General features: G+C 59.3%; 22 protein-coding genes, 1 tRNA gene and 1 pseudogene. 3 read left to right on the top strand and 21 right to left on the bottom strand.

Annotation, left to right across the window (positions count from 1 at the left end):
• Nucleotides 1-66: 66 nt before the first annotated feature.
• On the top strand, nt 67-225 hold the full coding sequence (locus AC1Z1G_RS24650; RefSeq protein WP_003228885.1) for a YqaE/Pmp3 family membrane protein: 159 nt from the start codon (nt 67-69) through the stop codon (nt 223-225).
• Here AC1Z1G_RS24650 and AC1Z1G_RS24645 read toward each other — a convergent pair whose 3' ends face one another.
• The 11 genes from AC1Z1G_RS24645 to AC1Z1G_RS24595 all read right to left on the bottom strand — a co-directional run bounded on the left by AC1Z1G_RS24645 (nt 226) and on the right by AC1Z1G_RS24595 (nt 11,963).
• Nucleotides 226-2,049 (bottom strand): S9 family peptidase, encoded by a 1,824-nt coding sequence (locus AC1Z1G_RS24645; protein ID WP_483622939.1) that lies wholly within the window; start codon nt 2,047-2,049, stop codon nt 226-228.
• Complete coding sequence (pqqE, locus tag AC1Z1G_RS24640; protein WP_483622937.1) at nt 2,015-3,184, bottom strand: pyrroloquinoline quinone biosynthesis protein PqqE; 1,170 nt, start codon at nt 3,182-3,184, stop codon at nt 2,015-2,017. The genes AC1Z1G_RS24645 and pqqE overlap by 35 nt, the downstream gene beginning before the upstream one ends.
• Nucleotides 3,156-3,431: a pyrroloquinoline quinone biosynthesis peptide chaperone PqqD gene (gene pqqD, locus AC1Z1G_RS24635; RefSeq protein ID WP_483622935.1), complete on the bottom strand. Its 276-nt coding sequence runs from the start codon at nt 3,429-3,431 to the stop codon at nt 3,156-3,158. The genes pqqE and pqqD overlap by 29 nt, the downstream gene beginning before the upstream one ends.
• Nucleotides 3,428-4,180 carry a pyrroloquinoline-quinone synthase PqqC gene (gene pqqC / locus AC1Z1G_RS24630; RefSeq protein ID WP_483622933.1) on the bottom strand — a complete coding sequence of 251 codons (753 nt, stop codon included), beginning with the start codon at nt 4,178-4,180 and terminating at the stop codon, nt 3,428-3,430. The genes pqqD and pqqC overlap by 4 nt, the downstream gene beginning before the upstream one ends.
• Before the next feature lie 138 nt (nt 4,181-4,318).
• On the bottom strand, nt 4,319-5,230 hold the full coding sequence (pqqB, locus tag AC1Z1G_RS24625) for a pyrroloquinoline quinone biosynthesis protein PqqB (protein WP_483622931.1): 912 nt from the start codon (nt 5,228-5,230) through the stop codon (nt 4,319-4,321).
• 72 nt (nt 5,231-5,302) lie between these two features.
• Nucleotides 5,303-5,377, bottom strand: coding sequence for a pyrroloquinoline quinone precursor peptide PqqA (pqqA, locus tag AC1Z1G_RS24620; RefSeq protein WP_003194766.1), 75 nt, complete (start codon nt 5,375-5,377; stop codon nt 5,303-5,305).
• A gap of 144 nt (nt 5,378-5,521) precedes the next feature.
• Nucleotides 5,522-7,987, bottom strand: coding sequence for a pyrroloquinoline quinone biosynthesis protein PqqF (pqqF, locus tag AC1Z1G_RS24615; RefSeq protein ID WP_483627983.1), 2,466 nt, complete (start codon nt 7,985-7,987; stop codon nt 5,522-5,524).
• 48 nt (nt 7,988-8,035) lie between these two features.
• Nucleotides 8,036-8,830, bottom strand: a complete 795-nt coding sequence (locus AC1Z1G_RS24610) for a carbon-nitrogen hydrolase family protein (RefSeq protein ID WP_483622929.1) — start codon at nt 8,828-8,830, stop codon at nt 8,036-8,038.
• 12 nt (nt 8,831-8,842) lie between these two features.
• Nucleotides 8,843-10,525, bottom strand: coding sequence for a flavin monoamine oxidase family protein (locus AC1Z1G_RS24605; RefSeq protein ID WP_483622927.1), 1,683 nt, complete (start codon nt 10,523-10,525; stop codon nt 8,843-8,845).
• A gap of 140 nt (nt 10,526-10,665) precedes the next feature.
• Nucleotides 10,666-11,127, bottom strand: coding sequence for an Lrp/AsnC family transcriptional regulator (locus tag AC1Z1G_RS24600; protein WP_150708514.1), 462 nt, complete (start codon nt 11,125-11,127; stop codon nt 10,666-10,668).
• A 134-nt stretch (nt 11,128-11,261) separates the two neighbouring features.
• A complete protein-coding gene (locus tag AC1Z1G_RS24595) occupies nt 11,262-11,963 on the bottom strand; it encodes a dTMP kinase (protein WP_483622925.1) in 702 nt (233 codons plus the stop codon).
• Here AC1Z1G_RS24595 and AC1Z1G_RS24590 point away from each other — a divergent pair.
• The gene (locus AC1Z1G_RS24590; protein WP_483622924.1) at nt 11,957-12,760 is read left to right on the top strand and encodes a hypothetical protein; all 804 of its coding nucleotides are present in this window, start codon (nt 11,957-11,959) and stop codon (nt 12,758-12,760) included. The two genes, AC1Z1G_RS24595 and AC1Z1G_RS24590, sit on opposite strands and share 7 nt — an antisense overlap.
• On the opposite strand, the gene AC1Z1G_RS24585 is transcribed toward AC1Z1G_RS24590, so the two are convergent.
• The 10 genes and pseudogenes from AC1Z1G_RS24585 to rpsU all read right to left on the bottom strand — a co-directional run bounded on the left by AC1Z1G_RS24585 (nt 12,706) and on the right by rpsU (nt 25,694).
• Nucleotides 12,706-14,196 (bottom strand): hypothetical protein, encoded by a 1,491-nt coding sequence (locus tag AC1Z1G_RS24585; protein WP_483622922.1) that lies wholly within the window; start codon nt 14,194-14,196, stop codon nt 12,706-12,708. The two genes, AC1Z1G_RS24590 and AC1Z1G_RS24585, sit on opposite strands and share 55 nt — an antisense overlap.
• Nucleotides 14,193-14,807, bottom strand: a complete 615-nt coding sequence (locus AC1Z1G_RS24580; RefSeq protein ID WP_483622920.1) for a DEAD/DEAH box helicase family protein — start codon at nt 14,805-14,807, stop codon at nt 14,193-14,195. The genes AC1Z1G_RS24585 and AC1Z1G_RS24580 overlap by 4 nt, the downstream gene beginning before the upstream one ends.
• Before the next feature lie 247 nt (nt 14,808-15,054).
• Complete coding sequence (locus AC1Z1G_RS24575) at nt 15,055-15,357, bottom strand: hypothetical protein (protein WP_483622919.1); 303 nt, start codon at nt 15,355-15,357, stop codon at nt 15,055-15,057.
• 203 nt (nt 15,358-15,560) lie between these two features.
• On the bottom strand, nt 15,561-16,649 hold the full coding sequence (locus AC1Z1G_RS24570) for a hypothetical protein (RefSeq protein ID WP_483622917.1): 1,089 nt from the start codon (nt 16,647-16,649) through the stop codon (nt 15,561-15,563).
• A 52-nt stretch (nt 16,650-16,701) separates the two neighbouring features.
• A pseudogene (locus tag AC1Z1G_RS24565) lies at nt 16,702-16,812 on the bottom strand (IS5/IS1182 family transposase); the annotation flags it as partial.
• A 340-nt stretch (nt 16,813-17,152) separates the two neighbouring features.
• Nucleotides 17,153-17,229: transfer RNA gene (locus AC1Z1G_RS24560), tRNA-Ile, on the bottom strand.
• Nucleotides 17,230-17,244: 15 nt separating this feature from the next.
• Complete coding sequence (locus AC1Z1G_RS24555; protein WP_483622915.1) at nt 17,245-20,988, bottom strand: EAL domain-containing protein; 3,744 nt, start codon at nt 20,986-20,988, stop codon at nt 17,245-17,247.
• Nucleotides 20,989-21,110: 122 nt separating this feature from the next.
• Entirely contained in the window at nt 21,111-22,958 is a 1,848-nt protein-coding gene (gene rpoD / locus AC1Z1G_RS24550) for an RNA polymerase sigma factor RpoD (protein ID WP_483622913.1), read from the bottom strand.
• Between the two features lie 67 nt (nt 22,959-23,025).
• Nucleotides 23,026-24,987, bottom strand: coding sequence for a DNA primase (gene dnaG, locus AC1Z1G_RS24545; protein ID WP_483622911.1), 1,962 nt, complete (start codon nt 24,985-24,987; stop codon nt 23,026-23,028).
• 491 nt (nt 24,988-25,478) lie between these two features.
• Nucleotides 25,479-25,694, bottom strand: coding sequence for a 30S ribosomal protein S21 (gene rpsU / locus AC1Z1G_RS24540; protein ID WP_002551877.1), 216 nt, complete (start codon nt 25,692-25,694; stop codon nt 25,479-25,481).
• A 199-nt stretch (nt 25,695-25,893) separates the two neighbouring features.
• Between rpsU and tsaD the strand changes: the two genes are divergently transcribed.
• A complete protein-coding gene (gene tsaD, locus AC1Z1G_RS24535; RefSeq protein ID WP_347902340.1) occupies nt 25,894-26,919 on the top strand; it encodes a tRNA (adenosine(37)-N6)-threonylcarbamoyltransferase complex transferase subunit TsaD in 1,026 nt (341 codons plus the stop codon).
• The last annotated feature ends 23 nt before the right edge of the window (nt 26,920-26,942 follow it).

The following is a 26,942-nucleotide window of genomic DNA, read 5'->3' as shown; positions in this document are numbered from 1 at the left end:
CACGCCCGCCACGGGTCGACTGAGGGTGTGGCTCTCCCGAGCCAACCCCGATCCGGAGCAGACCCTATGGATTTCATTCGTATTATCATCGCCATTCTGTTGCCGCCACTGGGGGTGTTCCTGCAAGTGGGATTCGGCGGCGCGTTCTGGCTGAATATTCTGCTGACCTTGTGCGGTTACATCCCGGGGATCGTGCACGCGGTGTACATCATCGCCAAGCGCTGATCAGCGGTTCATCAGGCTTTCGTAAAACAACCATTCCTGTTCCAGTGCGTGGGCCTGATTGCCGGCCTTGCGAAAACCGTGGCGTTCGTCGGCGTAGTAGTGGGCCTGAACCGGAATATGATTGGCCTTTAGCGCTTCGACCATGTCGCGGGTCTGTTGCGGCACCACCACGGCGTCGAGTTCGCCCTGGAAGAAGATCACCGGCACGCGGATGTTGTCGGCATGCAACAGGGGCGTACGGGCGTGGTAGCGCTCGGCGTCCCGCTCAGGGTCGCCGATCAGCCAATCCAGGTAGTCGCCTTCGAACTTGTGCGTGACGCGGCCCAGGGCAACCGGATCGCTGACGCCATAGAGGCTGGTCCCGGCACTGAAGACATCGTGAAAGGCCAGCGCGCACAGCGTGGTGTAGCCGCCTGCACTGCCGCCGCGAATGAACGCGTGATCGCCGTTGATCAGGCCTTGTCCGGCGAGGTAGGCGACTACCGCGCAGGCGTCCTCGACGTCCACGTGGCCCCAGTTCAGGTGCAGCGCTTGTCGATAGGCCCGGCCATAACCGCTGCTGCCGCGATAGTTGAGGTCGGCGACGGCAAAGCCGCGTTGCGCCCAATACTGGATGCGCGGGTCGAGCATCGGGTAGCACGCCGATGTTGGCCCGCCATGAATGAACACCACCAGCGGCGGTTGGGCGACATCGGTCATGGCCGGATAAAAGAAGCCATGGGCCTCGCCCACTCCGCTGGGATAACGCAGGGTTTGCGGTTGGCTGATCATTTCGACGGGCAACAGCGCAGTGCCCCCGGCCAGTACCTGGACCTGAAGGCTGGTGCGGTCGATGGCAATCACCGCCGAAGGCCGGACCGGTGATGCGGCGATGCAATAAACGAATTGCTCATCCAGTGCCAGATTGCGAAAACGGCTGAATTCGCCGGTGAGGTCCTGAAGTGCCGCGCCGGTACGCAGGCCCAAACGTGCGAAGCCTTCCAGCGTCCAACTGGCCAGATACGCCTCGTCACCCAGCGGCAGCCAGGTAGCGCCGCCGAGTTGCCACGGTGCGGGTGCGTGATCGGCCTGTGCGCTGGGCAATGCCCGTAAACCCGATTCGCTCTCGACCCATGGCTGCCAGAATCCTGCGCGGTCCGTCAGGCAATACAGGCGACCGGCGTCATCAAAACGCGGCTGTTGCAGGGACTCTTCACCCGCGTCACCGGCTACGCAACGCGGCAGGCCGAAATCACCCTCGGCGTTGCGCTCGGCAACCATCAACCGCGTCGAGGTCCAGGGCTGATGTGGGCGGCTCCACTCGATCCAGGCCAGGCGTCGGGCATCCGGGCTCAAGGTGGGCGCGGCATAGAAGTCGGCGCCTTCCACCAGCAGATGCCGTTGCCCGTCAGCCAGGTCAATCGCAACCAGGCGATGCCGGTCGCGTTGCTCTTCAACGGCGAGCACCCGGCCATCGGCATATTGCACGTCGCCGTATCGGCATTCACTGGACGTCAGCGCTTCAGGTTCTTCATCTGACAGCGACTGGCGATACAGCTGCTGATCCGCCTCGTTGACGAAAACCACCCCCTCATCGCTCAGGCAGAATGCCCCGCCGCCGTACTCATAGACCCGACTGCGCACACTGAACCCGAGCGGCGTCAGGCAGCGGGCGGCCCCGTCGTGCCAGTGCCAGATCCGGCAAGCAGCGTCATCCGGGCGGTATTCGTTCCAGAACAGGCCGTGCGGGCCGACGCGCAAGTCTGCGAAGTCGATGCCCGCCGCAACAGCCTTGAGGGCGCTCAAAGGGTCAGCCTTTGGCGATGAGGCGTGAGTTTCGTTCATTGCGAAAGGCCAGTAGTTCGATGGTCTGGGTGGCGTGCCTGGCTTCTTCGCGGGCCTTGAGGATCACACCGTGATGTTCGGATTTGCTGCATACCGGGTCGGCATTGCTGGCGTCGCCCGTGAGCATGAACGCCTGGCAACGGCAGCCGCCGAAGTCCTTTTCTTTCTCATCGCACGAGCGGCAGGGTTCGGGCATCCAGTCGTAACCGCGAAAGCGGTTGAAACCGAACGAGTCGTACCAGATGTGCTGCATGCTGTGATCGCGCACGTTCGGGAATTGCACCGGCATCTGCCGCGCGCCGTGGCACGGCAGGGCGGTGCCGTCCGGTGTGACGGTCAGGAAGATACTGCCCCAGCCGTTCATGCAGGCTTTGGGGCGTTCTTCGTAGTAGTCCGGGGTGACGAAGATCAGCTTGCACGGATGCCCTTCGGCTTGCAGCTTGGCGCGGTATTCGTTGGTAATGCGTTCGGCGCGCACCAGTTGTTCCCGGGTCGGCAGCAAACCGACACGGTTGAGCTGGGCCCAGCCGTAGAACTGGCAGGTGGCGAGTTCGACGAAGTCCGCCTCAAGGGCAATGCACAGCTCGATGATGCGGTCGATCTTGTCGATGTTGTGCCGGTGGGTGACGAAGTTCAGCACCATCGGGTAGCCGTGGGCTTTCACTGCGCGGGCCATTTCGAGCTTCTGCGCGAAGGCTTTTTTCGAGCCGGCCAACAAATTGTTCACCTGTTCGTCGCTGGCCTGGAAACTGATCTGGATGTGATCGAGCCCGGCCTGCTTGAAGTCGCTGATTTTCTGTTCGGTCAGGCCGATGCCGGAGGTGATCAGGTTGGTGTAGAAGCCCAGTTTGCGCGCCTCGCCAATCAGCTCGGCGAGGTCCTGGCGCACCAGCGGCTCGCCACCGGAAAACCCCAGTTGCGCTGCGCCCATCTCCCGCGCCTCGCGAAACACCTTGATCCACTGTTCGGTGCTCAGCTCCTTGCCTTGCTCGGCAAAGTCCAGCGGGTTCGAGCAATAAGGGCATTGCAGCGGGCAGCGGTAGGTCAGCTCGGCGAGCAGCCATAGCGGCAGGCCGGTTTCAGGCTTGGGCGGGATGACCAAGGCCTCAGCCGAGTTCGATCCAGTGTTCTGCACGGGCGACCTCCATGAATTGCTCGATGTCGTCACCAAGCTCGGGTACGCCGGGGAACCGGGTATCGAGTTCGGCAATGATGGCCGCGACATCACGTTTGCCGTCGATCAGGCTGCCAATCAGCGCGGCGCTTTCATTGAGTTTGATCATGCCTTCGGGGTACAGCAGCACATGGCCTTTTTGTGCCGGTTCGTACTGGAAGCGGTAGCCGGGGCGCCAGGTCGGGGTTTTGCTGCGGTCGAAACTCATAACGCGATTCCTTTATGCCAGACCCGTTGCGCGGTCACGCTGTGGTAGGGCGGGCGCTTCAGTTCGTAGGCCATGCTCATGGCATCGAGCATGCTCCAAAGGATGTCCAGTTTGAACTGGAGAATTTCCAGCATGCGCTGCTGGCCTTCATAGGTGGTGTAGTGCTGCAGGGTGATCGCCAGACCGTGCTCGACATCACGCCGCGCCTGGCCCAGCCGGGTGCGGAAATATTCGTAACCGGCCGGGTCAATCCATGGGTAATGTTGCGGCCAGCTGTCCAGGCGCGACTGGTGGATTTGCGGGGCGAACAGTTCGGTCAGCGAGCTGCTGGCGGCTTCCTGCCAACTGGCGCGGCGGGCGAAGTTGACGTAGGCGTCCACAGCGAAACGCACGCCCGGCAACACCAGCTCCTGGGAACGCAGTTGATCCGGGTCCAGGCCCACCGCTTGGCCGAGGCGCAACCAGGCCTCGATGCCGCCGTCTTCACCGGGGGCGCCGTCGTGGTCGAGCAGGCGTTGAATCCACTCGCGGCGAATCTCGCGGTCCGGGCAGTTGGCCAGAATCGCGGCGTCCTTGAGCGGGATGTTCACCTGATAGTAGAAGCGGTTGGCAACCCAGCCCTGGATCTGCTCACGGGTCGCCCGGCCTTCGTACATCGCCACGTGATAGGGGTGGTGGATGTGGTAGTAGGCGCCTTTGGCCCGCAGGGCGTGCTCGAACTCGGCGGGGGACAGCGGTGTGTCAGTCATTTCGGTTCTCCGGGGAATAACCGGTGGATTCTCGGGTGTCTGCACTGGCCTCTTCGCGAGCAAGCCCGCTCCCACATTGGATCTTCAATATTTACGAAGTCCATGTGGGAGCGAGCCTGCTCGCGAAGGGGCCCTGCGTCACAACACAATACTCATGCCGTCGTAGGCCACTTCAACATTGCGCCGAACCAGCTCGGCGCGCTCGGCCGAGTCTTCATCAAGGATCGGATTGGTGTTGTTGATGTGGATAAGCACTTTGCGCTGATCGGGCAGTTGTTCCAGCACTTCAAGCATGCCGCCAGGGCCGTTCTGCGCCAGGTGCCCCATCTCCCGCCCAGTGCGGGTGCCGACGCCACGGCGCTGCATTTCGTCGTCGTCCCACATTGTGCCGTCCACCAACAGGCAGTCGCTGCTCGCCATGATGTCCAGCAACGGCCCATCGACCTTGCCCAGCCCCGGTGCGTAGAACAGCTTGCCGCCCGTGCGCAGGTCTTCGACGATCAGACCGATGTTGTCGCCCGGATGCGGGTCGAAACGGTGCGGCGAGTAGGGCGGTGCGGCGCTGCGCAGTGGTAATGGCGTGAAGCGCAGGTTCGGGCAGGCCGGGACGGTGAAGCGCTGGTCGAGTTCGATACGGTTCCAGTTCAGCCCGCCGTTCCAGTGGGTGAGCATGGTGAACAGCGGGAACCCGGTGCTCAGGTCCTCGTGAACCATGTCGGTGCACCAGACCTGGTGCGGGCAACCTTCGCGCAGGCTCAGCAGGCCGGTGGTGTGGTCGATCTGGCTGTCCATCAGGATGATCGCGCGGATGCCGGTGTCACGCAGGGCCCGGCCAGGTTGCATTGGGGCAAAGCTCTGGAGTTGCGCGCGGATGTCCGGCGAGGCGTTGCACAGCACCCAGTTCACGCCGTCATCGGAAATTGCGATGGACGATTGCGTGCGTGCCTTGGCCCGGAGACTGCCGTCGCGAAAACCTGCGCAGTTCACGCAGTTGCAGTTCCACTGCGGAAACCCGCCGCCGGCGGCGGAACCTAGAATCTGGACAAACATGGCTGCTCCATCACTCGTGAACTGAAAATAAAAACGCCCCGGACGGGCCGAGGCGTTGTGCTGCGCAACAAATCAACGGCTGGCGAAGTACATGGTGACTTCAAAGCCGATACGCAGGTCGGTGTAGGCAGGTTTGGACCAGGTCATAAAAACGCTCCTTCAGATTGGGCTGTATACATATACTCCACCTCCGGCAGGAGATGTTCAGGTGCTTGGCCGGCTATGTTACTGAAACGTTTCCGCTAATTGGAGACATCTGCCGAAGAAAGCCCGTTACAGCCCCGGTAAAGATCAGTCTGTCGGTTGCCAGGTTTCATCCGGGCGAGCACCGCTGGCCAGGCATCTGCGGCCTCCTTCTGCGTGAATCAAGCGCCTTGCCGCGTCGAGCAACGCTGTACGGTCCAGTCGCAACACAGCCTGTTGCAGCTCAAGCAGGTAATCCGACGAATGGCCACCCAGTTTGCCCTGCCACAACACTTCAAAGGCTTGGGCAAGCGGCATGGCATTGCCGTCCAGCTGTTCGGCCAGGGCCTGTTGCTGATGGATCAACGCTTCATCATCGAGCGTCGATATCAGATCCGGCAGTTGCGTGAGGAACAACTCCACCTGATCGAGCAGTTCTTTCACCAGCGTCTTCGGCGATTGCACCCCGAACAACAACCCGGTTTGCCCGTTGATCTGTCGGACACCACTGAACACCGCGTAGCCCAGTTGCAGTTCGACCCGCAGGCGTTGGTAGAACGGCGCTTGGCAGACGTGGGCGAACATTCGCCATGCGGCCTCGTCGGCCAGTTCCTGAGAGGGTGTAGGGCAAAACAGCAACAAGGCGTGTTCGTTGGCCGCGCAGGGCTGCTCAGACCAGAGACGTTGACCGGCAATAGAAGTCGGTGCGCTCATCTCGCTGTCGGGAATGCCGGGCGCGCGGCTCAAGGCGCGAGTGATTGCGGTTTGAGCGGCGGCAGGCAGGCCGGCAGCCAGGCCTTCCCAGCGTGCACTGGCCCAGATTTGCTGGAGATTATCCGCTGTGCCCGGCTGAGCGGTCGGGTTCGACGGTTGCCCATGACACTGCGCGGGGAGTGCCTTGAGCAATTGGCGAATTGCAATCAGCGGCTCGGGTGCCTCAGTGTCGAGCCAGGCCTTGGCAGCGGGGTTGGCCAGGCACTGCAACGCCTGTTCAAGAATCGCCGGCATCGGCTCATGCCATCCGCTCATCTTCAGCAACCATTGGTTGCCGGTTTCACTGAAAGACAGCTCGACGCCCGCCTGAAGCGCGTCGTCGCACAGGCTTTGCAGGCTGCGAGCGAGCGTTGGCTGAACGTTGGCCGGTGCAGCCGGGTCGAGACGCCAGCGCAGGCAGAGTGCCGCTTCGCCATTGGCATTCGCCTGCGCGGAACTGAACTGCATGGACGAGCGTTCACGCCGGCCCCGCGTGCGATCCTGAGCGAATGTACGCAAGCCGCGGTGGGCGCTGGTTTGCCCGCGAATCAGCCCGGCTGGCGCGGGTTCTTCAGCGCTGTGCAGGAATGGATTGGCCGGTGGCAGTTGCCAGGCGACGCTCACGTTATCCACAGGCGTCGGGTTGATATGTTGCAGGATCACGCCGAGGGCAACGACGCCTGCGTCCGACAGCCGGGGTTCCCGTTGTTCGCTGTCCAGCCGGGACAGTGCCAAGGCGTTGCTGGTCTGGCGTTTTCGCTGTTGCAGCAAGGCATATTCTTCGCGCAACTCAGCCCCTTTGGCATGCCCGGCAAAGAAACCCAGCCAATCGTTGAACAGCTCACGGAGAATCTCGGCCTGTGGGGTGGCGTTGGCGCTCAGTTTGAACTCGACCTGCAACAGCGCTTGTCCGGCGAACTGGTACAGCGGCGCGGCCTTCAGGCTCTCGATCAACTGGCGCTGGCGTAACTCGGCGAACAAGCCTCCGGGCTTCGCGGCGTTGAGCCAGGTGCACAGAAAATCCAGCGCCTCGGGGGATGAATCCGGCAGGGCTTCAAGCGCAAACAGCAGGTTCAGCCGGCGTTCGCCAGCCTGTTGATAAGTTGTTTGCGAGGCCGTCATCAATGCTGGCGGCGTGCTTTGAGGCTGATGATCCGCAACGGCGAAGTCGGCGCTCAAGCGTTGCGCCAGGCTGCGCAGTTCATCCATCGGCTGCGGGCCGGCGAGGCTCAAGGTCATTTGGCCGGTGTGATAAAAACGCTGATAGAACCCGCACAGTGCTTCTTGGAACTCAGGGTTGGACACCGCCAGGCTCGCACGATTGCCCGCGTGAAAACCCCGCAACGGGTGGTTCGGCGCCAGTCCATTGAACAACGCCTGTTGTTGCTGCGCCGACACATCCAGGGACCAGGCGTGGTACTCCGCCTCCAGCACTTCGCGTTCACGCAGTTGATCGTCTGTGTTCAGGCGCGGGTGGGCGAGCATGTCGCACAAGCGCTCCAGCCCACCGGCGAAGGTTTTGGGTGGCAGTTCGAAGAAGAAGTCAGTGGCGCGTTCACGGGTTTGTGCATTCACCAGCCCACCGTGACGTTGCACGTAGGCCATCAGCCCTTCGCTTGCAGGAAAACGCTCGGTGCCGAGAAACAGCATGTGCTCAAGAAAATGCGCCAGCCCAGGCCAGGCCAACGGGGCGTCGTGGCTGCCTGCCGCGACCCGCAACGTGGCGGCGCAACGCTTCAAACCGGGAGCATGACGAAGCGAAACCCGCAGGCCGTTGGCCAGGGTTTCGGTGTGGGGGTGAAGGTGGGTCGGCGCAGGCATGAGCACTTCCGCTACTGAGGAAGCGCTCATGCTAGCGAAAACCTGGGGTCAACGCTTGTTCAGTACATCGTACAGTTCGGGGCGACGGTCGAGAAAATAGCGGTTGGCGGCCCGGGAGTCCTGCATCAACTGCCGGTCCAGCGTGCCCGCGATCAACGCTTCATCCAGACCTGCCTGGGCGATACGGCTGCCGTCCGGTGCGGCAATGCTGCTTTGCCCGCAGTAGTGGATGTCGCCTTCGTGCCCGCAATAGTTGGCATAGGCCACGTAACACTGGTTTTCGAAGGCCCGCGAGCGCACGGTCACGTCGGCAATGAAGTCGTAGGGAATCATGTTTGCCGTGGGCACCAGAATCAGCTCGGCACCGGCCAGGGCCAGGCGTCGGGCGTTTTCCGGGAACTCCAGGTCATAGCAGATCAAAAAGCCGAGCTTCCAGCCATTGAGCTCCACAATCGGAAACTCATCCTGGCCGGCGCTGAACATCGAGTGGTCGAGATCGCCGAACAGGTGAGTCTTGCGGTAGTTGCACACGCGCTCGCCTTGCGCGTCGATCAACTGCACGGCGTTGTAGATCTGCCCGTCCTCGGCGCGCTCGGGGTAGCCATACAGAATGGCGACGCCCGAGATTTTGGCGATGCGTGCGATCTGCCGCGCCGATTCACCGTTGTGCGCCTCGGCCAGGACGCTGACCGCGTCGACGCCGATGTTGTAGCCGGTCAGGAACATTTCCGGGAACACCAGCAGGTCGGCGCCCTTGGCTTCTGTCGCGAGCTGTTGCAGGCGTTGCAGGTTACCGGCAACGTCAAGCGGCAGCGGCGGGCATTGGTAAAGGGCTACGCGCATTTCAGACTCCTCTTACTCGGGCAGGGCAATCGGCCCGATCTCATGGAATACATCACCTGGCCCCGGGTTTTCGGCGTGAGTTTCACCGCCGAAGTGATTCATGATGCCCCACACCGCGTTGAGCGAAGTCTGCACCGCGCCTTCGACCCAGGCCGGCGTCCATGAAACGTCGTCGCCGGCGATAAAGATCCCGCGCTGTTCGCTGGGCATGTCCTGCTGCATGAAATGCGCATACATCCGCTGGTTGTAGCGGTAATGTCCGGGCAGGGCGCCTTTGAACGCACCGAGGAAATGCGGGTCGGCTTCCCACGACACAGTGATCGGGTCGCCGATGATACGGGCGGCGATGTCGACTTTCGGGTAGATCTTTTTCAGGGCATCCAGGGCCAGTTTCACGCGTTTTTCGATGGGTTGCGGGAGCATTTTCAGCGCGTCGCTCATCCACGAGTACGATAGGCAAATCACGCCGGGTTTGTCGTCACCATTGTCGAAGAGGTACGTGCCACGGGTCAGGCGATCGGTGAGCGTCATGCTCATCAGGTCGCGGCCGGTTTCCGGGTCTTTGTCTTTCCAGAACGGGCGGTCGACCATCACGAAGGTTTTCGAGGACTGCATGTAGCGCGTGCGGTCCAGGGCCATCCACATTTTCTGCGAGAACAGCGACTCTTCGCATTCGATCTGCGTGGTCAGCAACCAGCTCTGGCAGGTGGTCAGCACGGCGGCGTATTCGCGGGTGTCACCCCAGTTGTCGGTCACGCTGAAGCGGCCATCGGCGGCACGCGAGATGCGTTTGACCCCGGTCCGCGGCGCGCCGTTGTGCAGCGAACTCAGGCTGGTGCCTTCCGGCCAGTGGGCGCAGCGCTCCGGCACATGGCGCCAGATGCCCAGCGGCACTTGTTCCACACCGCCGACTACCAGGTGTTGGTGGTCGTCGCAGTTGGTCATCACCACACGGAAGATTTCCAGCATCGAGTTCGGGAAGTCCGAATCCCAGCCGCCTGTGCCGAAACCGACCTGGCCAAACACTTCGCGGTGATGGAACGACAGCTTGGCGAAGGCTTTGGAGGTGGCGACGAAGTCGTAGAACGTCCGGTCATCCCACAGCGGAACCAGGGTGTTCCACAGCTCTTTAAGGCGTGGCACGTCGCGGTCGCGGATCGCTTGCTGGATCTCGCCGAAGCGCGAACCGTCTTCCAGAGCGTCGGCCCACGCGTCGGCCACTTCCTGGAACAGTGCAGGAAGGTCGGCGAGTTTCTGTGCGTAATGGGTTTGGCCTTCCAGGTCGATCACGGTGCTGCCGGATGCCAGCGTCAGCGGGTTGGGGAAGGGTTTGGTCTCAAGGCCGAGCTTGTCGACGTAGTGATAGAACGCGGTGGACGACACCGGGAAACGCATGCCGCCCAATTCGGCGATGATCCCTTCGGCGCCTTCAAAGGCTTGGGAACGCAGGCGTCCGCCCATTTTCGAGGCTTCATAGACGACCGGTTTCAGGCCCAGTTTCATCAGTTCATAAGCGGCCACCAGACCGGCGATACCCGCGCCGACAATCGCCACCTCCGCACCATGGTTGTGCGCAGGAATGCTGCCCAGCCCTGCCGGGTGCTCGATCCAGTCGTCGAAGGCGAATGGAAAGTCCGGGCCGAAAATGGTGACTGGTTTTTTACCGTCTGCAGGATGGCGATTATTCTTGTTCATGGCTGACCTTGCTGGCGACTCGCACGGGGTGCTGAGTATAGAAAAAGACAGCCGTCATTCTAGGGAGCGTAGCGCACGTTAATAAGACGCAATGTGTCGTCGTTTTGCAGGCTATTGATACGATATGACGATTGCGCTGGTCAGACTGGCTGGCCGCGATCGATCTTGCTGCTGAGGATGATCGAGGTGGTGGTCTTCTCGACGCCGTCCACACTGCCGATCTGGTCGAGCAACTGGTCGAGCTGTTCCGGTGAGTCGGTGCGCAGCCACGCCACGTAATCGAACTCGCCGCTCACGGCACACAACTGCTGAACCTGGGCCATGGCGCTCAGGCGGCGCAGCACTTCCTTGCCGGAGCGCGGCTGCACCTTGATGCCGACGTAGGCCTGCAAACCGCCGTCGACCACGCGTTGCCCGAGGCGAACGCCATAACCGGTGATCACCCGGGCCTTTTCCAGCCGTGCCAGGCGCGATGTCACGGTGGTACGGGCGATGCCCAGTTGCCGGGCGAGCATGGCCACGCTTTCGCGGGCATTGATCTGCAACGCGGCGATCAACTGCCGGTCGATTTCATCGAGAACGGGAGGGCGAGTGTCAGGCAAGGTTTTCTCCGGCGGCACGCATCAGTGGTCGAGCATGTTAGCGCCTCGCGGGCTGCGATGCTTGCAACCGCCAGGGGCGTTTCAGGTACAAAAAAGCCACGCAGTACGTGGCTTTCTCACAGGGCGGGGTGGGGTTAGCGCATTGCAGCGTTCACCGCATCCCAGACAATGGCGGCCATTTCGTCAACGGTGCGTCGGCGTCCGCTACTGTCCTTGATGGCGATTTTTGCCAAGGCAGGGTCATCCGGCAGCTCGCGGAAGTAACGGTTTACGGCCTGTTGCAGGTCCAACGAGGCTTCGTGAATGTCGGCTTCGCCTTCGGCATAGGCCCGGTTGGGGTCTTCTGCGCGGTTAAGGTGGTGGCCATCGCGATAGTAGTCGTCGTCCGAAGACAGCACGATTTCCAGGTCTGGACGCGGCAGGTCATACACGTCGTATTCCAGCCAGCGCAGCAATTCGTCCAACTCTTTACGGCGCTGATCGTCTTCGATCTTCGCGCCCTGAAAAGCGATGTTGGAGGCCACAAAGCGGTCGCAGATCACCACCGAACCGTTGTCCAGTGCGTCCCGAATGCTCTGGCGTGCCACCAGCCGATCTGCCGCAAACGCCAGCCCAAGGAACTCGGGCGTCACCTGCCCGAAGTTCCCGCGCAGGAAGTTACCGATCAACTTGCCGATGGGCGTGCCCGACTTGTTGGGAAAGTCGAAGGTCACGATGTGCCGACCTTGCGACTCGAGTCGGCGCTTTAGAATCTCGAATTGGGTAGACTTGCCGAGCCCATCGCCGCCTTCGATGATGATCAAGTAACCAGACTGGGAATTGGGAAGGGATGCCATTGAAAACTACTCCGGATAAATACTCATACGCCGATGCTCTTAGCCTGTTTTTCAGGTCTAAATTTTACTTCGTCGGCGCATTTTCAGTCTTTTTCTTTGGAGGCATCTATTTGGCCTCTCAGGAAGATGCAATGTGGATCTCTATCGGGACGTCGTTCATCGCAGGTGCGTTGATTTCTATAACGACGCTTTGGATAGGTTACGTAAAAGATGGTGAACAGCTCAGAATGACAGAGCTCATCAATACAGGGATATTGGCCGCTTATCGCCGACGAGACTTGGTGGAAGAATACGGTGTGCTGGTCGCTAGCGCCAAGAAAATCGATGTCGCAGGTTACACGTTGAGGGCCTTTAGTGAGCAGAACAAAGAGCATTTCATCGCGTGTGTGAAGGCGAAAAAGCCGATTAAGGCGCGAATACTGCTGGTCGATCCCCGCTCAGAGGCTTCCGCGATCATGGCTGCCGCTGAGAACAAAGACATCGACCAGTATCTCGCTTCGCACAGAACGCTCATCAAGAATCTTTCAGGCCTCAAGTACATAGAGATCAAACTCACCAAACGGCCTCTGTCCATGATGATTTATCGGATTGACGATGTGCTGTTTACCGGTCCCTATCCATTTACCGCCAACAGCACCACGGCGATCACCTTGAAGGTGGGCCGTGGCTGGATGTTTGATCGGCAGATAGAGGATTTCAACGAACTATGGAAAGAAGCCACCCCTTACACGCTGGATGAGCCTCAACCGATCGTTGCCGCGCCCGCGAGCGCCCCAACGGCAACCCCTGCCGCCTGACCGTAGATTACCGCCAGTGCGTCGCCTTGCTTGACCTGCGCCCCGTCGCGGTGCAGCAACTCGATGCCGCCACCGGCCACCACTCGTACACCAGGGGACGGCTCCAACCGGACGTTCACCTGGTTGTTCGCAACATCTGCGAGTGCAATGGCGTCCCACGTCAGGTGGCCTGAGCGTTCGGCCCGCAATGTCGCCTGGGGCAAATCGCCAAGGATTGCCTGGCGCGGGTCGCGGGCGAAGGCGCGCAGGAACGTGCTTTCGGCCCCGTGATCTGCCCACAACGCCACCATTGCCTGGAACGCTTCACCGCTGGCAATCACCTGTTTAGCGCGTTGGGTGACGGCGTCCGGGTCGAGTTCAAGCTGACGGGCAAAGGTACGCAGGAATCCCAGCGCAGTGGTCAGCTCCAGCTGACCCGCCTCGTCAGGCGTCTTGCCGCACAACAGCTCGGCAATTTCCACGACTTCGGTACTGGCACCGATCGAGCGGCCCAGCAGGCTGGGGGACTCTCGCAACTGCGCCACGATGGTGATGCCATTGCTGCGGCCAATGTCTTCGCACAACGTCCCGAAAGCCACCGCTTCATCGGCGGTATGCAGAAACGCTGTCGGGCCGTGAAGAATGTCGAGGATGATCACGTCGGCCGGCAAGGCAATTTGCTTGGACATGATGCTGGCAGCCATCAGGCCGGTGTCGGCGACGGTACCGGTTTCTCCCCGGATCCGGTACATCATGGCGTCGCGGGGGCACAGTTGGGCATCGGCTGCAAAATAGCGCACCGGTTTGTCCAGCCCCTCCCAGTGTGCCAGCTCGCTGACACTGGACACTTCAAAGCCCGGTATCACCGAGAGCTTGTCGCGGGTTCCGCCGGTATGGGCCAGTCGGGGCGCGACCAGAAACGGTGAGCACCAATGGAAGTCCCCGGCCAGGGCTCTCATCAGCGGTGGCAGTAACAGTGCCTGTTTCTCCGATATGCCTCCAGTCGGGTAGCGGCGGGCGGACACCACGGCATGTCGGTGAGTCCGAGGTGTGTCCCCGGCGAGAAAGCGTGTGAGGTGTTGCGCCTCCTCGCTTTCGATCCCGCGAATGAACGCATCGGCTAGCCAGTAACCGGCGGCAATTTCAGTGTCGTCGCTCGATTCCTGCGGATCAAACCAGTGCGAGGCGACGCGTTCGAATACCTGCGGCGAGGGCGTTTGGCCAATGAACGTTGCCGCCTCAGTGCCAGGTTCGAACAGCTCCCGGACGACGGCTTCTGCCTGCTCGACCGCCAGCGCGGCCTCTGCGGTTACTGTCAGGCCACCGGCTTGCTTGAGCCGCAACGCACTGCCCGATTGCGCCGGGGTCAAGGGACTTGAGAGCACCGGGTTTGCCGGCGCCCCATTGCGGACAGCGGCGATAGCCTTGGCGAGGGTCAGGGCGGCTGATTCGTTCATAGCTCGACCCCGATGGCAGCGGCGACCCGACGTGCAGTGTCCTCGGGTGTCGAAGAGGTCTGGTTCACAACAATCAGGCTTGAGCCATGCGCTTGTTCTGCGGCCTTGCACGCCAGCAGCATCTTTTCCTGCATCTCGAAGTGCTTGTTGAGTTCGGCGTTGCGGTCAAAGTCCCGGTCGCGCCTGCTCATGAACTCAATCCAGGTCGCTTCGTTCAGATTCAGAAACACAATCACGTCAGCTTTAGGGAGCGTCTCCCAGTCAGCGTCCACCATCGCTTTGGCTGCGGGAAAGTAGGGGTCCTGACGAGAAACCAGCCATTCGAAGGCGCTATCACCGAGGTAGCGGGCGATCAGGACGTCGTAATAGCTGTCGATAATGGCGGTCTTGTTGGCCTTTCGGGTTGCGTCGGCCTTGAACAGCTGAGGCACGCGAACCGTTCGGAACCAGCTCAGCGCGGTAAAGGCGCCGCTGGTTTCTCTTTCCCTGACCAGATCAGGCCAGGCGGATTCCTCGGGCTCAAGATGAACCTCGACGTCCATCAACCGGGCCAGCGCCTTGGCGGTAGACGATTTTCCGGAGCTGGGCAGCCCTGCAAACGCAATCAGCATCAGTCATTTCCCTGTTTTTGCGGGTTCCTGGAGAAGTCACCATCATGGTGTTCTCGCGTTATGAGGGCCCATACATAAAGAAACTGACGACAAAAGGCCATCATTCATTGGTCCAATCTTTCCGAGAATCGGTATTGGCCGCGAACGTGGGAGGCGAGCCGCTTCAGCGCTTTCCTAGGGTTTAAAGGATGCTCTGACTTCGCCGTGTTTATCTACGATGCCTATTATTTTTCTGACGATATTATAGCTACCCCCCATCGTCATTGGTTCTTTTATCATCAAGAACAATCGTAATCTTTTCTCCTGGTGTATAACCACTTGTTTTAATGAGGAACCCCACGGTGTCCCCAGAGGATGCACTTTTAAGTTCGGTAGAGAAGTCACTTGCCATCCATGTCGCCGATATGATTTCTTTACCATCATCGTATGATGAAGTGGTCGCGCTTCCTGTGCGCTCCATCGTTTTGATCGGGGTAGGATAAACCATATTGCTGCAAGCCGTTGTCAGGAGGCTCAATGCGCAAATTACTACGAAGGATGTAAATTTCATTGCTTGCTCACTGTATGGTTTTCACAGGTTAACGTGCTTAATGTCTTTGCCTCAAAGCTATCATATTTAAGCAACATGAGAATGGGTTAACTGATTTTGGGTGTGGCCGAGAAAGGCGCGATACGACAAGGTCTACAGTCTTTGTATATAGCGTCCGGATCATGGTGTCACTGGCGCTGGGTCGGCTTTTCAGCGTGGCCTTACTATAATATTGATGGCCAATTGATGCATTTAAATGGTTGTTTTCGCTTGATGAGATAAAGATTGTCATTGGCTGAAAATAGAGAATATTTTAAATTTGGATTTGTGTAATAGGCAAAGTTTACGAGTAGGCTCTCTTTCGGTGGGAAAGTTTTACCCTTGAAGTCAGTGCGGGACAGACTACCGTTGTTTTTAAATTTCAGACTGCTTTCACCCACCGTGACTTGATAGTAACCCACGCCATCCCAGCGGTAAGACATGTGGCAGCCAACCTGATCTGGGGCGCAGAATTCACTGTGCGTTTGTTTTTCAAAATAAGGAATCGTAATGTTGCTTGGCGGTATATATCGTCCAAAGCCACGTTCAATATCAGTGAAGTTTGTGAACAAGGTATTGATGCTCGACATGCCTTTGCCAGAATGATCAGAGTCTAATGAATTTCCGTACAGGATGTACCACTCGCCCGTTGAGTTAAGATAATATATTTTTCGAATTCGTCGCTTGTTTTCTTGCTCGCTGATCTTTTCCCAAACGTCAACGTTATCCAGTCGTGCGCTTTTTCTTACGACCTCTTTATAGTAAGCGTCGACCTGTTCTGTACTCCAGGCTAACGCTTGGTTGACGGGAATAAACGGTTTATTTGTATGGTCACCGTTGAATGGCCAGGTGGAGTAGTAAGCCTTCTCTTTGTTTACCAGAAAAACACCGTCAACCATTTCTTCATTGCCCGTTTTTTCCTTTATCAGGAGGCTTCTTGTAAAGTGATGTCTGTCAATGATATTTCCAGAGGTGTCCAGTTTGTAGGATTCGTACAGGCGGGTACTGTCGTCAATATCTGTTGCGACTTTAATGATGACGTTGTTTGTGACCTTATTGATGTTGTGTTCGACGGTAGCTCGCGGTGGAGTTTTAAACCTTTCAATGGTGTGATTCTCGAACTCTGTGATTTCGTCGATATATTTATAATCTGCGAATTCAGTGGGTGGATTTTCTATTTTTTCGCTGAAAAAAAGCGGGGGAGAGTCTTGATAGCCGCAGCCCGCAAATACGGAGAGTGCGAAAATGCTAACAAATGAGATGATTAGGTTCATATACGATTTTGATCCGTCAAGGAGGCTCGTTACTTATGCCGTAATCCTGCTAACTGCTCAGCCGCGCAGCTATCGACCAGATTGTTTCCCGTTCCGCATGCTTCGATTGTTTGGCAGCATCAGTGTAGCCCGCATCGACAGAGACGTACGTTCCTCCACCATAAGGCCGCCGGTGCAGGAGTGTCGTGCTGCGCGTATCTCAAACGTAGCCGCTGCGAGGCGGAAAAGGCGCTTGTAGAGTGTCTTCCTATTGTTGCCGGCGTCGGTCTTTACGGCTTCAGTAGCTCATGCGCGCTGGTTTCGAAGGCTTTCCCCATCGTTTCCGGCGTGCGATATGCGGCAGTGTGATCCAGGCATCCAAGTGGGCTTGATCTGGCCGCGGGCTGGTAAATCGCATCTGCGTAGGTCGCTGAGTGTAGATTTCGGCGCGTTGGAGGTACAGAACTGGCCTGGCTGCTTTTGCCGCGGACATGAAAAAGCCGCGCAATGCGCGGCTTTCGAATTGGTGGGCCCACACGGACTTGAACCGTGGACCAAAGGATTATGAGTCCTCTGCTCTAACCAACTGAGCTATAGGCCCTCAGTAGGCCGCGGATTATAGCGACGGTTTCTCGGCTGTGCTATCCGAAAAGTTTGAAAGCGTTATACGAAGGAAGGTCGCGGCGAATTCTTCGGCCGGCAGCGGTAGGCTGACGATGTAGCCCTGGATCTGTTCGCAGCCTTCTGCGGCGAGGAAAATTTGCTGGGCCTGGGTTTCGACGCCCTCGGCGATCACCGTGAATTGCATGCTACGGCCCAGGGCGATGATCGCGCGGACGATGGCGGCATCGTGTGGGTCGTCGGGCAGTCCACGGACGAAGGACTGGTCGATTTTCAGGAAGTCCAGCGGCAGGCGTTTGAGGTAGCTCAGGGACGAGTAACCGGTGCCAAAGTCGTCGATGGCCAGTTGCACGCCCAGGTGCTTGAGCTGGTGCAGCACTGCAAGCGCCTCTTCGGCCTGGCTCATGATGAAGTTTTCAGTGATTTCCAGTTGCAGGAAACCTGGCTCGAGGCGGTTGTCCCTGAGCAGTTGTTCAATGCGCCCCAGCAGGTTTGGCTGGCGCAACTGCGCGCCCGCGAGGTTGACCGAGAGCGGACCAAAACTGTCATAAAGCCGATTCCAGGCATGCAGCTGCTGGCAGGCCTGCTCCAGGACCCAGTCGCCTATTTGCAGGATCATGCCGTTTTCTTCGGCCAGCGGGATGAAATGCTCGGGCGGTACGTCGCCAAAGGTCGGGTGATGCCAGCGGATCAAGGCTTCGGCGCCGACCAGTGCATGGCTGACCAGGCTGATTTTCGGTTGATAAAACAGGCTCAGTTCATTGCGCTCGATGGCCCGGCGCAGTTCGTGCTCCAGGGCAATGCGCTCGCTGGCCTGGGCGGTCAGGTCGCGGGTATAGCTCTCGACCCGGTTGCGGCCCTTGGCCTTGGAGCGGTACATGGCGGCATCGGCATTCTTGACCAGCGTAGCGACGTCGCAGCCGTCCTTGGGGTAGAGGCTGGTGCCAATGCTCGCGCTGATAAAGAACTCATGCTCACCGGCCTGGAACGGCGCGGTGAAGCAGTGCAGCAGTTTGGTGGCGATGTGTTCGGCGTCGCTGGGTTGTTGCAGGCCGGGCAGCAGAATGATGAACTCGTCACCACCCAGCCGGGCAACGGTATCGATGTCGCGCAGCTGTTCTTTCAAGCGCACGGCGATGCCTTTGAGCAGCAGGTCGCCGACCGGGTGGCCGAGGCTGTCGTTGATGTGTTTGAAGCGGTCCAGGTCCAGAAACAGGACAGCGCCCTGGCCGCCGTTGTCCTGTTGGGCATTGAGCGCTGCCAGCAGGCGGCTTTCGAACAGGCTGCGGTTGGGCAGGCCGGTCAGGGGGTCATGGTGCGCCTGATAGTCGAGCTTGGCCTGGGCATGCTTGAGGCTGGAGATATCTGCGAATACGGCCACAAAGTGGGTGATGAACCGATCGCGGTTGCGCACAGCGCTGATGGTCAGCCAACTGGGGTACAGCTCGCCGTTCTTGCGCCGGTTGGAGATCTCGCCTTGCCAATGCCCTTCGGCGGTCAGTTGATGCCACATGGCCGCGTAGAAGGCGCTGTCGTGCAGGCCTGAGGCGAGCAACCGGGGTGTGTGGCCCAACGCTTCGGTTTCGCTGTAGCCGGTGATCTCGGTAAACGCGCGGTTCACCGCGCTGATGTGTTGCTGGGTGTCGGTGATCAAGACGCCTTCTGCAGTGCTCTCGAACACGGTGGCGGCCTGTTGCAGTTTTTCCTGCATCAGGTGCCGCTCGGTGATGTCGCGCACAATGGTCAGCATGCAGTCGTCTTCACCGATGGGCAGTGGTCGGCTGGACATTTCGCAGAGGCGGATCTGCCCGTCATTGCGCCGAATGTGGCAACTGAAGTCCCGCACGAAACCGTCGCGCTGGAGCAGGTCGAGCATTTGCTTGCGTTCGTTGAGGTTGACCCAGATGCCAAGGTCGAAGGTGGAGCGGTCCACCGACATGGCGGTATTGAAGCCGGTGATGCGACTGAACCCCTCGTTGATCTCGAGCAGCAGGCCATCGCGTTGTCGGGACAGCAGCAAGCCATCCGGGGAGGCGTGGAAGGCCTTGGCGAACTTTTCTTCCGAGGTTTGCAGCAGTTGCTGGGTTTCCTTGAGCGGGCTGATGTCGCGCACGACCACCACCAGCGCCGGGGTGGTGTCCAGGTCGAAAGGCTCGGCGGATATCAGTCCGGTAAACACCTGGCCGTTGTTTCGGCGAAAGGGCATCTCCAGGTTACGAATGCTGCCGGCCTGCAAGCGTTGCAGCAGGTTGGGGCCGACGTCAGGAATACCCCAGATGTTCAGCTCGGTGGCTGTTTGGCCGATCACGTCCTGCGCATTCAGGCCGATCTGCTCCTCGAACGCTTCGTTGACCTCCAGCAAACATCCATCGGACAACCGCGCGATGACCAGAATGTCGGGGCATTGCTGGAACACCGAGGCGAACTTCTGCTCGGACAGGCGCAGAGCCTCCTCGATGTGCTTTGTTTCGCTGATGTCGATCATCAGGCCGCGCATCACCGGCTCATGGCCGTGTTCGATCAGGCTGACGATATCGCGCACCCACAGGCAGCGCCCGTCGGCGGTGATGACACGGTAGTCGAGGCTGTGATCGCGTCCGGCCAGGACCTCATGGTCGCAAAATGCCTGGGCGCGGATCAGGTCGGCCGGGTGGATGATGTTGCGCCAGAAGCCTGGAATCAGCCATTGGGACAGGGGGTAGCCGAGCAGGGCCTCGGCGTGGGGCGACACGTAGCTGTACGTGAAATCGCTGATGCGCGCCTCCCAGGCAATCGCCGAAAGGCTCTCCACCAGCCCGCGATAGTGGTACTCGCTGCTGCGCAGTTCCTGTTCGAGGGCGATGCGTCGCGAAATCTCCGAACTCAGACGACGGTTGATGCGGATCACCACTGCCAGCACCGCGACCAGCAGCAGCACCCCCGGCAGGCCGTATAGCAGCAGATCGGACCAGAAGGTGCGGTGATCAAGAACGTTTCCGACCCAACGCTCCTGGATCGCACTGATTTCGGCGGGGGTCATGTCTGCCAGGGCTTTATCCAGTATGCCCACGAGCATTTTGTTGTCGCGTGGGACGGCCATCGCCAGTTGGTAGCGGTAGGGAGTTTCACCACTGACGTAAAGCCCTTCCAGCTTGAGTTGCCGCAGGCTCCAGACGCTTGAAGCGAGGTCGCCCACCACGGCATCCACTTCGTCGGTCGCCAGTGCCTGCAAGGTCGAGCTGACATTGGGCATCGGGACGAGGTTCAGATCCGGGTGGTGGGTACGCAGCAATTCATGAGGCGCGTAGTTTTCCACCACGGCTATCTTCAACCCGTACAGGTCGTCGATTTTATGCGGCTGCGCGCCCCCCACGTGGGCGAGGATGACGATCGGGAAGTCCAGATAAGGACGGGTGAACGAAAGGTAGGCCTGCCGTTCGGGTGTCGACATGATGCCTGGCAGCAGGTCCAGCTTGCCGTGTTTGATCTGCTCCAGGACTTCGGTCCAACTGGCGGGCTCCACGGGGGTGAACTTGATCGCCAGGCGATCACGGATCAGGTTGATGTAATCCGCCGCCAGGCCCTGATAGCGACCCTGCTCGTCACGAAACTCAAATGGTGGCCATGAGGCGTCTACGCCCAGGCGCAATTCCGGATGGGCCGTCAGCCAGCCGCGTTCCTCATCGGTCAGAGTCAGCGCACCAGCCGTTGCGGTCCAGGCAAGCAGCGACAGCAACAGCACGGTCGGCAGTCTGGGCATAACGGTCTCGTTATGGCTCAAGGGGAATGGTTCGAGTGTAGACGGGCAATGCGGCGGGGGTGAGGCGAGGGGGATTTAATCTCTAGAAAGCAAAACCCCCGGCAGGGCCGGGGGGTTTGTGATCACTCGTCGAGGAAGGAGCGCAAATGCTCGCTTCTCGTCGGGTGGCGCAGCTTGCGCAACGCCTTGGCTTCGATCTGACGAATCCGTTCACGGGTAACGTCGAACTGCTTACCAACCTCCTCAAGGGTGTGGTCGGTATTCATGTCGATGCCGAAGCGCATGCGCAGAACCTTGGCTTCACGGGCAGTGAGGCCGGAGAGAACTTCGCGAGTCGCTTCTTTAAGGCTCTCAACGGTAGCAACATCGATTGGCGACTGCATGGTCGAGTCTTCGATGAAGTCACCCAGATGGGAGTCTTCGTCATCACCGATCGGGGTTTCCATGGAGATCGGCTCTTTAGCGATCTTCAATACCTTGCGGATCTTGTCCTCAGGCATTTCCATGCGTTCGCCCAGCTCTTCCGGGGTCGGTTCGCGACCCATTTCCTGCAACATCTGACGGGAAATACGGTTGAGCTTGTTGATCGTCTCGATCATGTGCACCGGAATACGGATGGTGCGGGCCTGGTCGGCGATCGAGCGAGTGATCGCCTGACGGATCCACCAGGTGGCATAAGTCGAGAATTTGTAGCCGCGGCGGTATTCAAACTTGTCTACCGCTTTCATCAAGCCGATGTTGCCTTCCTGGATCAGATCGAGGAATTGCAGGCCACGGTTGGTGTACTTCTTGGCGATGGAGATCACCAGACGCAAGTTCGCTTCGACCATCTCTTTCTTCGCGCGGCGGGCCTTGGCCTCACCGATCGACATGCGACGGTTGATGTCCTTGATCTCGGCAATCTTCAAGCCGGTTTCGGCTTCAAGTGCGGTCAGCTTCTGCTGGCAACGAACGATATCGGCCTGCAGGCGACCAATGGCTTCAGCGTATTTGCTTTTGCCTTTGGCCAGTGCGTCGGTCCAGCTTTCGTCAACTTCGTTGCCCGGGAACTGGCGCAGGAAGTCGGCACGCGGCATGCGTGCATCACGAACGCAGAGCTGCATGATCGCGCGCTCTTGCTGACGCAGGCGATCCAGGGCACTGCGAACACGCTCAACCAGGCCTTCGAATTGCTTCGGAACCAGTTTGATCGGCATGAACAGCTCAGCCAGCGCCAACATTTCGGCAATCGCCTGCTTGTTTTCGCGACCGTGCTTTTTCAGCGCCTTGCGGGTGATTTCCATCTGGTCGGCCACAGCGCCAAAACGCTGCGCTGCGATGACCGGGTCCGGACCGCTTTCGGCTTCTTCTTCGTCGTCACTGGCTTCAGCGTCGTCGTCTTCGGCGTCGTCATCCGCTTTCACGGCTTTCGGGTCGACAGGCGGCGGTACTTCTGCAGCAGGCGGCGCAATGCCATCGTCCGGGTCGATATAACCGCTCAGGACGTCGGACAGGCGGCCACCTTCGGTGGTGACGCGAGTGTACTCGGAGAGAATATGGTCAACCGTGCCAGGGAAGTGCGCAATTGCGCCCATCACTTCACGGATGCCTTCTTCAATACGCTTGGCGATTTCGATTTCGCCTTCACGTGTGAGGAGCTCTACGGTACCCATCTCACGCATATACATGCGCACAGGGTCGGTAGTGCGACCAATGTCGGTCTCAACCGCTGCCAACGCCGCGGCCGCTTCTTCCGCGGCTGCCTCGTCGGTATCGGCGTCGGCCAGCATAAGGGCGTCCGCATCCGGAGCACTCTCGTGTACGGGGATCCCCATGTCATTAATCATGCGGATGATGTCTTCCACCTGTTCCGGATCTGAAATATCCTCCGGCAGGTGGTCGTTGACCTCTGCGTAAGTCAGATACTTCTGCTCACGACCAAGGGTGATCAACTCTTTGATACGAGACTGCTGTTGCGCTTTTCCGGACATAACACCCTATCCACTGAAGGTCTTGGCGGGCAAAAAACAAGCCGAGGATTATACCTGAGCTATGACCTCACGCGCCAGTTGAGGTCGGGCTTGATGCGCAAACCTTTTGACGCAGGAGGTCGCGCATCTGGTTTGCTTCCTCTGGACTGAGTCCAGACTGGTTTGCTTTGTTGATAAGTTTTTCCAGGTTTCGTTCACGTTGACGTGTCGCTAGCGTAGTAATGGTGTCGAAAAACTGTTGTTCAAGGTTATCACCCTCAATCAGCCATTCCTTTTCTGCCAATGCCTTGAGCAGGCGCCCTTGTTCGGTGCCATGCCAGCGCGCGATCAGTTGAAATGAGTTTAGCTTAGGATTCTTCTGCACGGCTTCGAGCAGTGCTACCAGCAGTTGCGTGGTGGAGTGGTCTTCGGCGGCGAAGTGCCCGGCGTCCTCCACTTTTCCCGCCAGTTGCGGGTGGTGCAGCAGGGTGCGCAGGGCCGTCAGCGTGGGCGGTTCAACAGATGTGGGGATGCGTGGGGCATAAGCCTGATCGCGATCACCGCCGCGCTTGCCTTTTTTGTCCCAGGGTTTGTTTTCCCACTTCTTGGAGCCACTTCCCGGCTTTTTCGGCGTCCACTCCTGCTGGGGCGCGTAGGCCTCCTGTGGCTGGTGGTAGTCGGAATAATCCGGCATGGCGTCGTAATCGATGCCAGGGTCGTAAGCGGGTGGCGCATCCTGTGGGGCGCTGTGCACCAGTTGGCTGACGGTTTCGCTGTTGAGTCCGGTGATTTCCGTCAGGCGCTGGCGCATCAATGTGCGCAAGTTGGCCCCTGGGACTTTGTCGATCAACGGCGCGGCGAGGGTGGCCATGTGGGCCTTGCCTTCGAGCGAGCGCGGGTCGGACTCTTCGGTTAGCTGCTGAAAAAAGTAGTCAGCCAGTGGCTGAGCGTGCTGATTGATGCGGGCGCGGAAGGCGTCGGTGCCTTCGGAGCGCACCAGCGTATCCGGGTCTTCACCTTCGGGCAGGAACAGAAAGCGTGCGCGCCGTCCGTCTTGCAGGCTCGAAAGCGTTGATTCCAGTGCGCGCCATGCGGCGTTGCGGCCAGCCTGGTCGCCGTCGAAGCAGAACAGTACGTTGGGTACGACGCGAAACAGTCGCTTCAGATGTTCTTCGCTGGTGGCGGTGCCGAGCGTGGCGACGGCGTTGCGCAGGCCTTGTTGGGCGAGGGCGATGACGTCCATGTAGCCCTCGACGACGATGATCTCGTCGAGGTTGCGATTGTTTTTGCGTGCTTCGTAAAGGCCGTAGAGTTCCTGGCCTTTATGGAATACCGGGGTTTCCGGGGAGTTCAGGTATTTAGGTTTGTCGTCGCCCAGTACCCGGCCACCAAATGCGATGATGCGCCCGCGGCTGTCGCGGATCGGGAACATTACGCGATCGCGGAAGCGGTCATAGCGTTTGCCGGTTTCGGCGTTCTCGATCAGCAGGCCTGCGTCGATCATGGCTTTTTGTTGCAGGGTGTCGCTGCTCAGGTGCTTGAACAGGTTGTCCCAGCCTGGAGGTGCGAAGCCGAGGCCGAAGTCGCGGGCAATCTCGCCGGTCAGGCCGCGGCCTTTCAGGTAGTCGACGGCAGCTTTGCGTGCCGGGTGGCTTTTCAGCGCTTGCCGGTAAAAATCGGCGGCAGCGGTGAGCAGCGGGTACAGCGGCGAGTCGGTCGGCTGCCGTGGTTTGTGCGGGCGGCCGCTTTCTTCGCGGGGTATTTCCATGCCAGCGGCTTTGGCCAGTTCTTCGACGGCCTGGGGGAAATCCAGGTTGTCGTGGTCCATGATGAAGCCGAGGGCGTTGCCGCCAGCGCCGCAGCCAAAGCAGTAATAGAACTGTTTGTCCGGGCTGACGCTGAATGACGGGGTTTTCTCTTTGTGAAACGGGCAGCAGGCAGTGTAGTTCTTGCCGGCTTTTTTCATTTGCAGGCGCGAGCTGACCACATCGACGATGTCGGTGCGGTTCAGAAGGTCGTCAATAAAGCTCTGGGGAATTAGCCCGGCCATGGCGTTCTCGTCATCACTGCGCTGAAAATTTGATCCGCGCGAGGAGCGGCCCGATGCCGGTCATTGTCTTGAGGCGCGGCAGATGTGCGGCTCGACCAGGTATCGTCTGCGTATTCGCTGTCGGGAAGTGTATCTGCCGAAAAACCACCGACGTTAGTGCTCATCAGTATTCGACTGTTTGAAAGTGTTGCGCCAATCCGGTGGTGGCCAAAGACAGGCCTCGGATAGCTCATGTAAGTGGGCACGCATAATAGTGCCTTGCGCTGATCGTCGTGAGAGGATCAGTAAAAAGGGTGTGCTCGTCAGTAGCCTTGGAAGGCTCGTCAGAAGAGACGTGCACCGCTGGCAAAAGAGCCAGGTCTGACGTTTAAAGCAAATTTGTCTCGGTCGCGTCTGCGGCTTTGACGGTGAAGCATCAAGCGATGTCCGCAAATGCCATTAGCCCGGCTGAGGGCCGGGCTTGGCAGAAGCTTGCTACGAACGTCTGTGTATTAGTACAGACGAACGGCGCGGCGCTGTTCGCGCTGAACTTTCTTGGCGTGACGCTTAACAGCAGCAGCTGCTTTGCGCTTACGCTCAGAAGTCGGCTTCTCGTAAAATTCGCGGCTACGAACTTCAGCCAGTACACCGGCTTTTTCGCAGGAGCGCTTGAAACGACGCAGAGCTACGTCGAAGGGTTCGTTCTCTTTAACTTTGACGGCTGGCATCCAGAGCTACCTTCATTCATTACCGGGGTCAACATCCTCGCGGCAAAAATGCACTTGAAGACGTCGGTTTTTAAGGGTTGCGGATGTTAACCCCTCATCGCTCGGAATGCAAAGCCTCTGATCGAAAACCGCTGGTCGGGGCACCACGTGGCGACTATTATGCGCGCCTTCGAATTCAGCCTAAACAAGGCGCAAACCCATGCTAGTACTGGGATTAGAAACCTCCTGCGACGAAACCGGTGTCGCACTTTACGACAGTGAAAGAGGCTTGCTGGCCGACGCACTGTTCAGTCAGATCGACCTGCATCGCGCCTATGGCGGCGTAGTGCCGGAGCTGGCTTCGCGTGACCACGTCAAGCGCATGCTGCCCTTGATTCGTCAGGTGTTGGCTGAAGCCGACTGCGTGCCAACCGAGATCGATGCGATCGCCTACACCGCAGGTCCGGGCCTGGTGGGCGCTCTTCTGGTGGGGGCTTCCTGTGCACAGGCGTTGGCTTTTGCCTGGGGCATTCCGGCCTTGGGCGTGCACCACATGGAAGGCCATTTGCTGGCGCCGATGCTGGAGCCGCAACCGCCCGAATTTCCGTTCGTCGCTTTGTTGGTGTCCGGGGGGCATACGCAACTGGTTCGGGTCGATGGCATTGGCCAATACGAGCTGTTGGGCGAGACCCTTGATGACGCAGCAGGTGAGGCGTTCGACAAGACGGCCAAGATGATGGGGATGAATTACCCCGGTGGTCCGGAAATCGCACGACTGGCTGCGCAAGGCGTTGCCGGACGTTTCGTCTTCCCGCGTCCGATGTGTGATCGTCCGGGGCTGGCCTTCAGCTTCAGCGGCTTGAAAACCTTTGCCTTGAACACCTGGCAGCAATGCGTCAGTGCCGGGGACGACAGTGAGCAAACCCGCAGCGACATCTCGCTGGCCTTCCAGCAGGCAGTGGTGGAGACTTTGACCATCAAGTGCAAGCGTGCCCTCAAACAGGCGGGTCTCAAGCGTCTGGTGATCGCTGGTGGCGTCAGCGCCAACAAGGCGTTGCGGGAGTCGCTGGAGAAGATGCTCGGCGACATGAAGGGCGACGTTTACTACGCACGGCCGGAGTTCTGCACCGATAACGGTGCGATGATTGCTTTTGCCGGTTGCCAGCGTTTACAGGCAGGTCAGCAGGAAAGCCTGGCCATCAGCGTGCAGGCACGCTGGCCGATGGAGCAGTTGTCGCCCCTGTAATGAGCGTTGCTCATGGCGGGTAT

This window comes from Pseudomonas sp. JL27(2026), from assembly GCF_056933555.1.
The sequence above is the reverse complement of the archived record's forward strand: the minus strand, read 5'-3'. Positions and strand labels throughout refer to the sequence as shown.

Excerpts from the sequence above, each read along its gene's own strand:
- AC1Z1G_RS24650 (WP_003228885.1), top strand. The coding sequence starts at position 67 with ATGGATTTCATTCGTATTATCATCGCCATTCTGTTGCCGCCACTGGGG.
- AC1Z1G_RS24645 (WP_483622939.1), bottom strand. The coding sequence starts at position 2,049 with ATGAACGAAACTCACGCCTCATCGCCAAAGGCTGACCCTTTGAGCGCC.
- pqqD (WP_483622935.1), bottom strand. The coding sequence starts at position 3,431 with ATGAGTTTCGACCGCAGCAAAACCCCGACCTGGCGCCCCGGCTACCGC.
- pqqC (WP_483622933.1), bottom strand. The coding sequence starts at position 4,180 with ATGACTGACACACCGCTGTCCCCCGCCGAGTTCGAGCACGCCCTGCGG.
- pqqB (WP_483622931.1), bottom strand. The coding sequence starts at position 5,230 with ATGTTTGTCCAGATTCTAGGTTCCGCCGCCGGCGGCGGGTTTCCGCAG.
- pqqF (WP_483627983.1), bottom strand. The coding sequence starts at position 7,987 with ATGCCTGCGCCGACCCACCTTCACCCCCACACCGAAACCCTGGCCAAC.
- AC1Z1G_RS24610 (WP_483622929.1), bottom strand. The coding sequence starts at position 8,830 with ATGCGCGTAGCCCTTTACCAATGCCCGCCGCTGCCGCTTGACGTTGCC.
- AC1Z1G_RS24605 (WP_483622927.1), bottom strand. The coding sequence starts at position 10,525 with ATGAACAAGAATAATCGCCATCCTGCAGACGGTAAAAAACCAGTCACC.
- AC1Z1G_RS24590 (WP_483622924.1), top strand. The coding sequence starts at position 11,957 with ATGCCATTGAAAACTACTCCGGATAAATACTCATACGCCGATGCTCTT.
- AC1Z1G_RS24595 (WP_483622925.1), bottom strand. The coding sequence starts at position 11,963 with ATGGCATCCCTTCCCAATTCCCAGTCTGGTTACTTGATCATCATCGAA.
- AC1Z1G_RS24585 (WP_483622922.1), bottom strand. The coding sequence starts at position 14,196 with ATGAACGAATCAGCCGCCCTGACCCTCGCCAAGGCTATCGCCGCTGTC.
- AC1Z1G_RS24580 (WP_483622920.1), bottom strand. The coding sequence starts at position 14,807 with ATGCTGATTGCGTTTGCAGGGCTGCCCAGCTCCGGAAAATCGTCTACC.
- AC1Z1G_RS24575 (WP_483622919.1), bottom strand. The coding sequence starts at position 15,357 with ATGAAATTTACATCCTTCGTAGTAATTTGCGCATTGAGCCTCCTGACA.
- AC1Z1G_RS24570 (WP_483622917.1), bottom strand. The coding sequence starts at position 16,649 with ATGAACCTAATCATCTCATTTGTTAGCATTTTCGCACTCTCCGTATTT.
- AC1Z1G_RS24555 (WP_483622915.1), bottom strand. The coding sequence starts at position 20,988 with ATGCCCAGACTGCCGACCGTGCTGTTGCTGTCGCTGCTTGCCTGGACC.
- rpoD (WP_483622913.1), bottom strand. The coding sequence starts at position 22,958 with ATGTCCGGAAAAGCGCAACAGCAGTCTCGTATCAAAGAGTTGATCACC.
- dnaG (WP_483622911.1), bottom strand. The coding sequence starts at position 24,987 with ATGGCCGGGCTAATTCCCCAGAGCTTTATTGACGACCTTCTGAACCGC.
- rpsU (WP_002551877.1), bottom strand. The coding sequence starts at position 25,694 with ATGCCAGCCGTCAAAGTTAAAGAGAACGAACCCTTCGACGTAGCTCTG.
- tsaD (WP_347902340.1), top strand. The coding sequence starts at position 25,894 with ATGCTAGTACTGGGATTAGAAACCTCCTGCGACGAAACCGGTGTCGCA.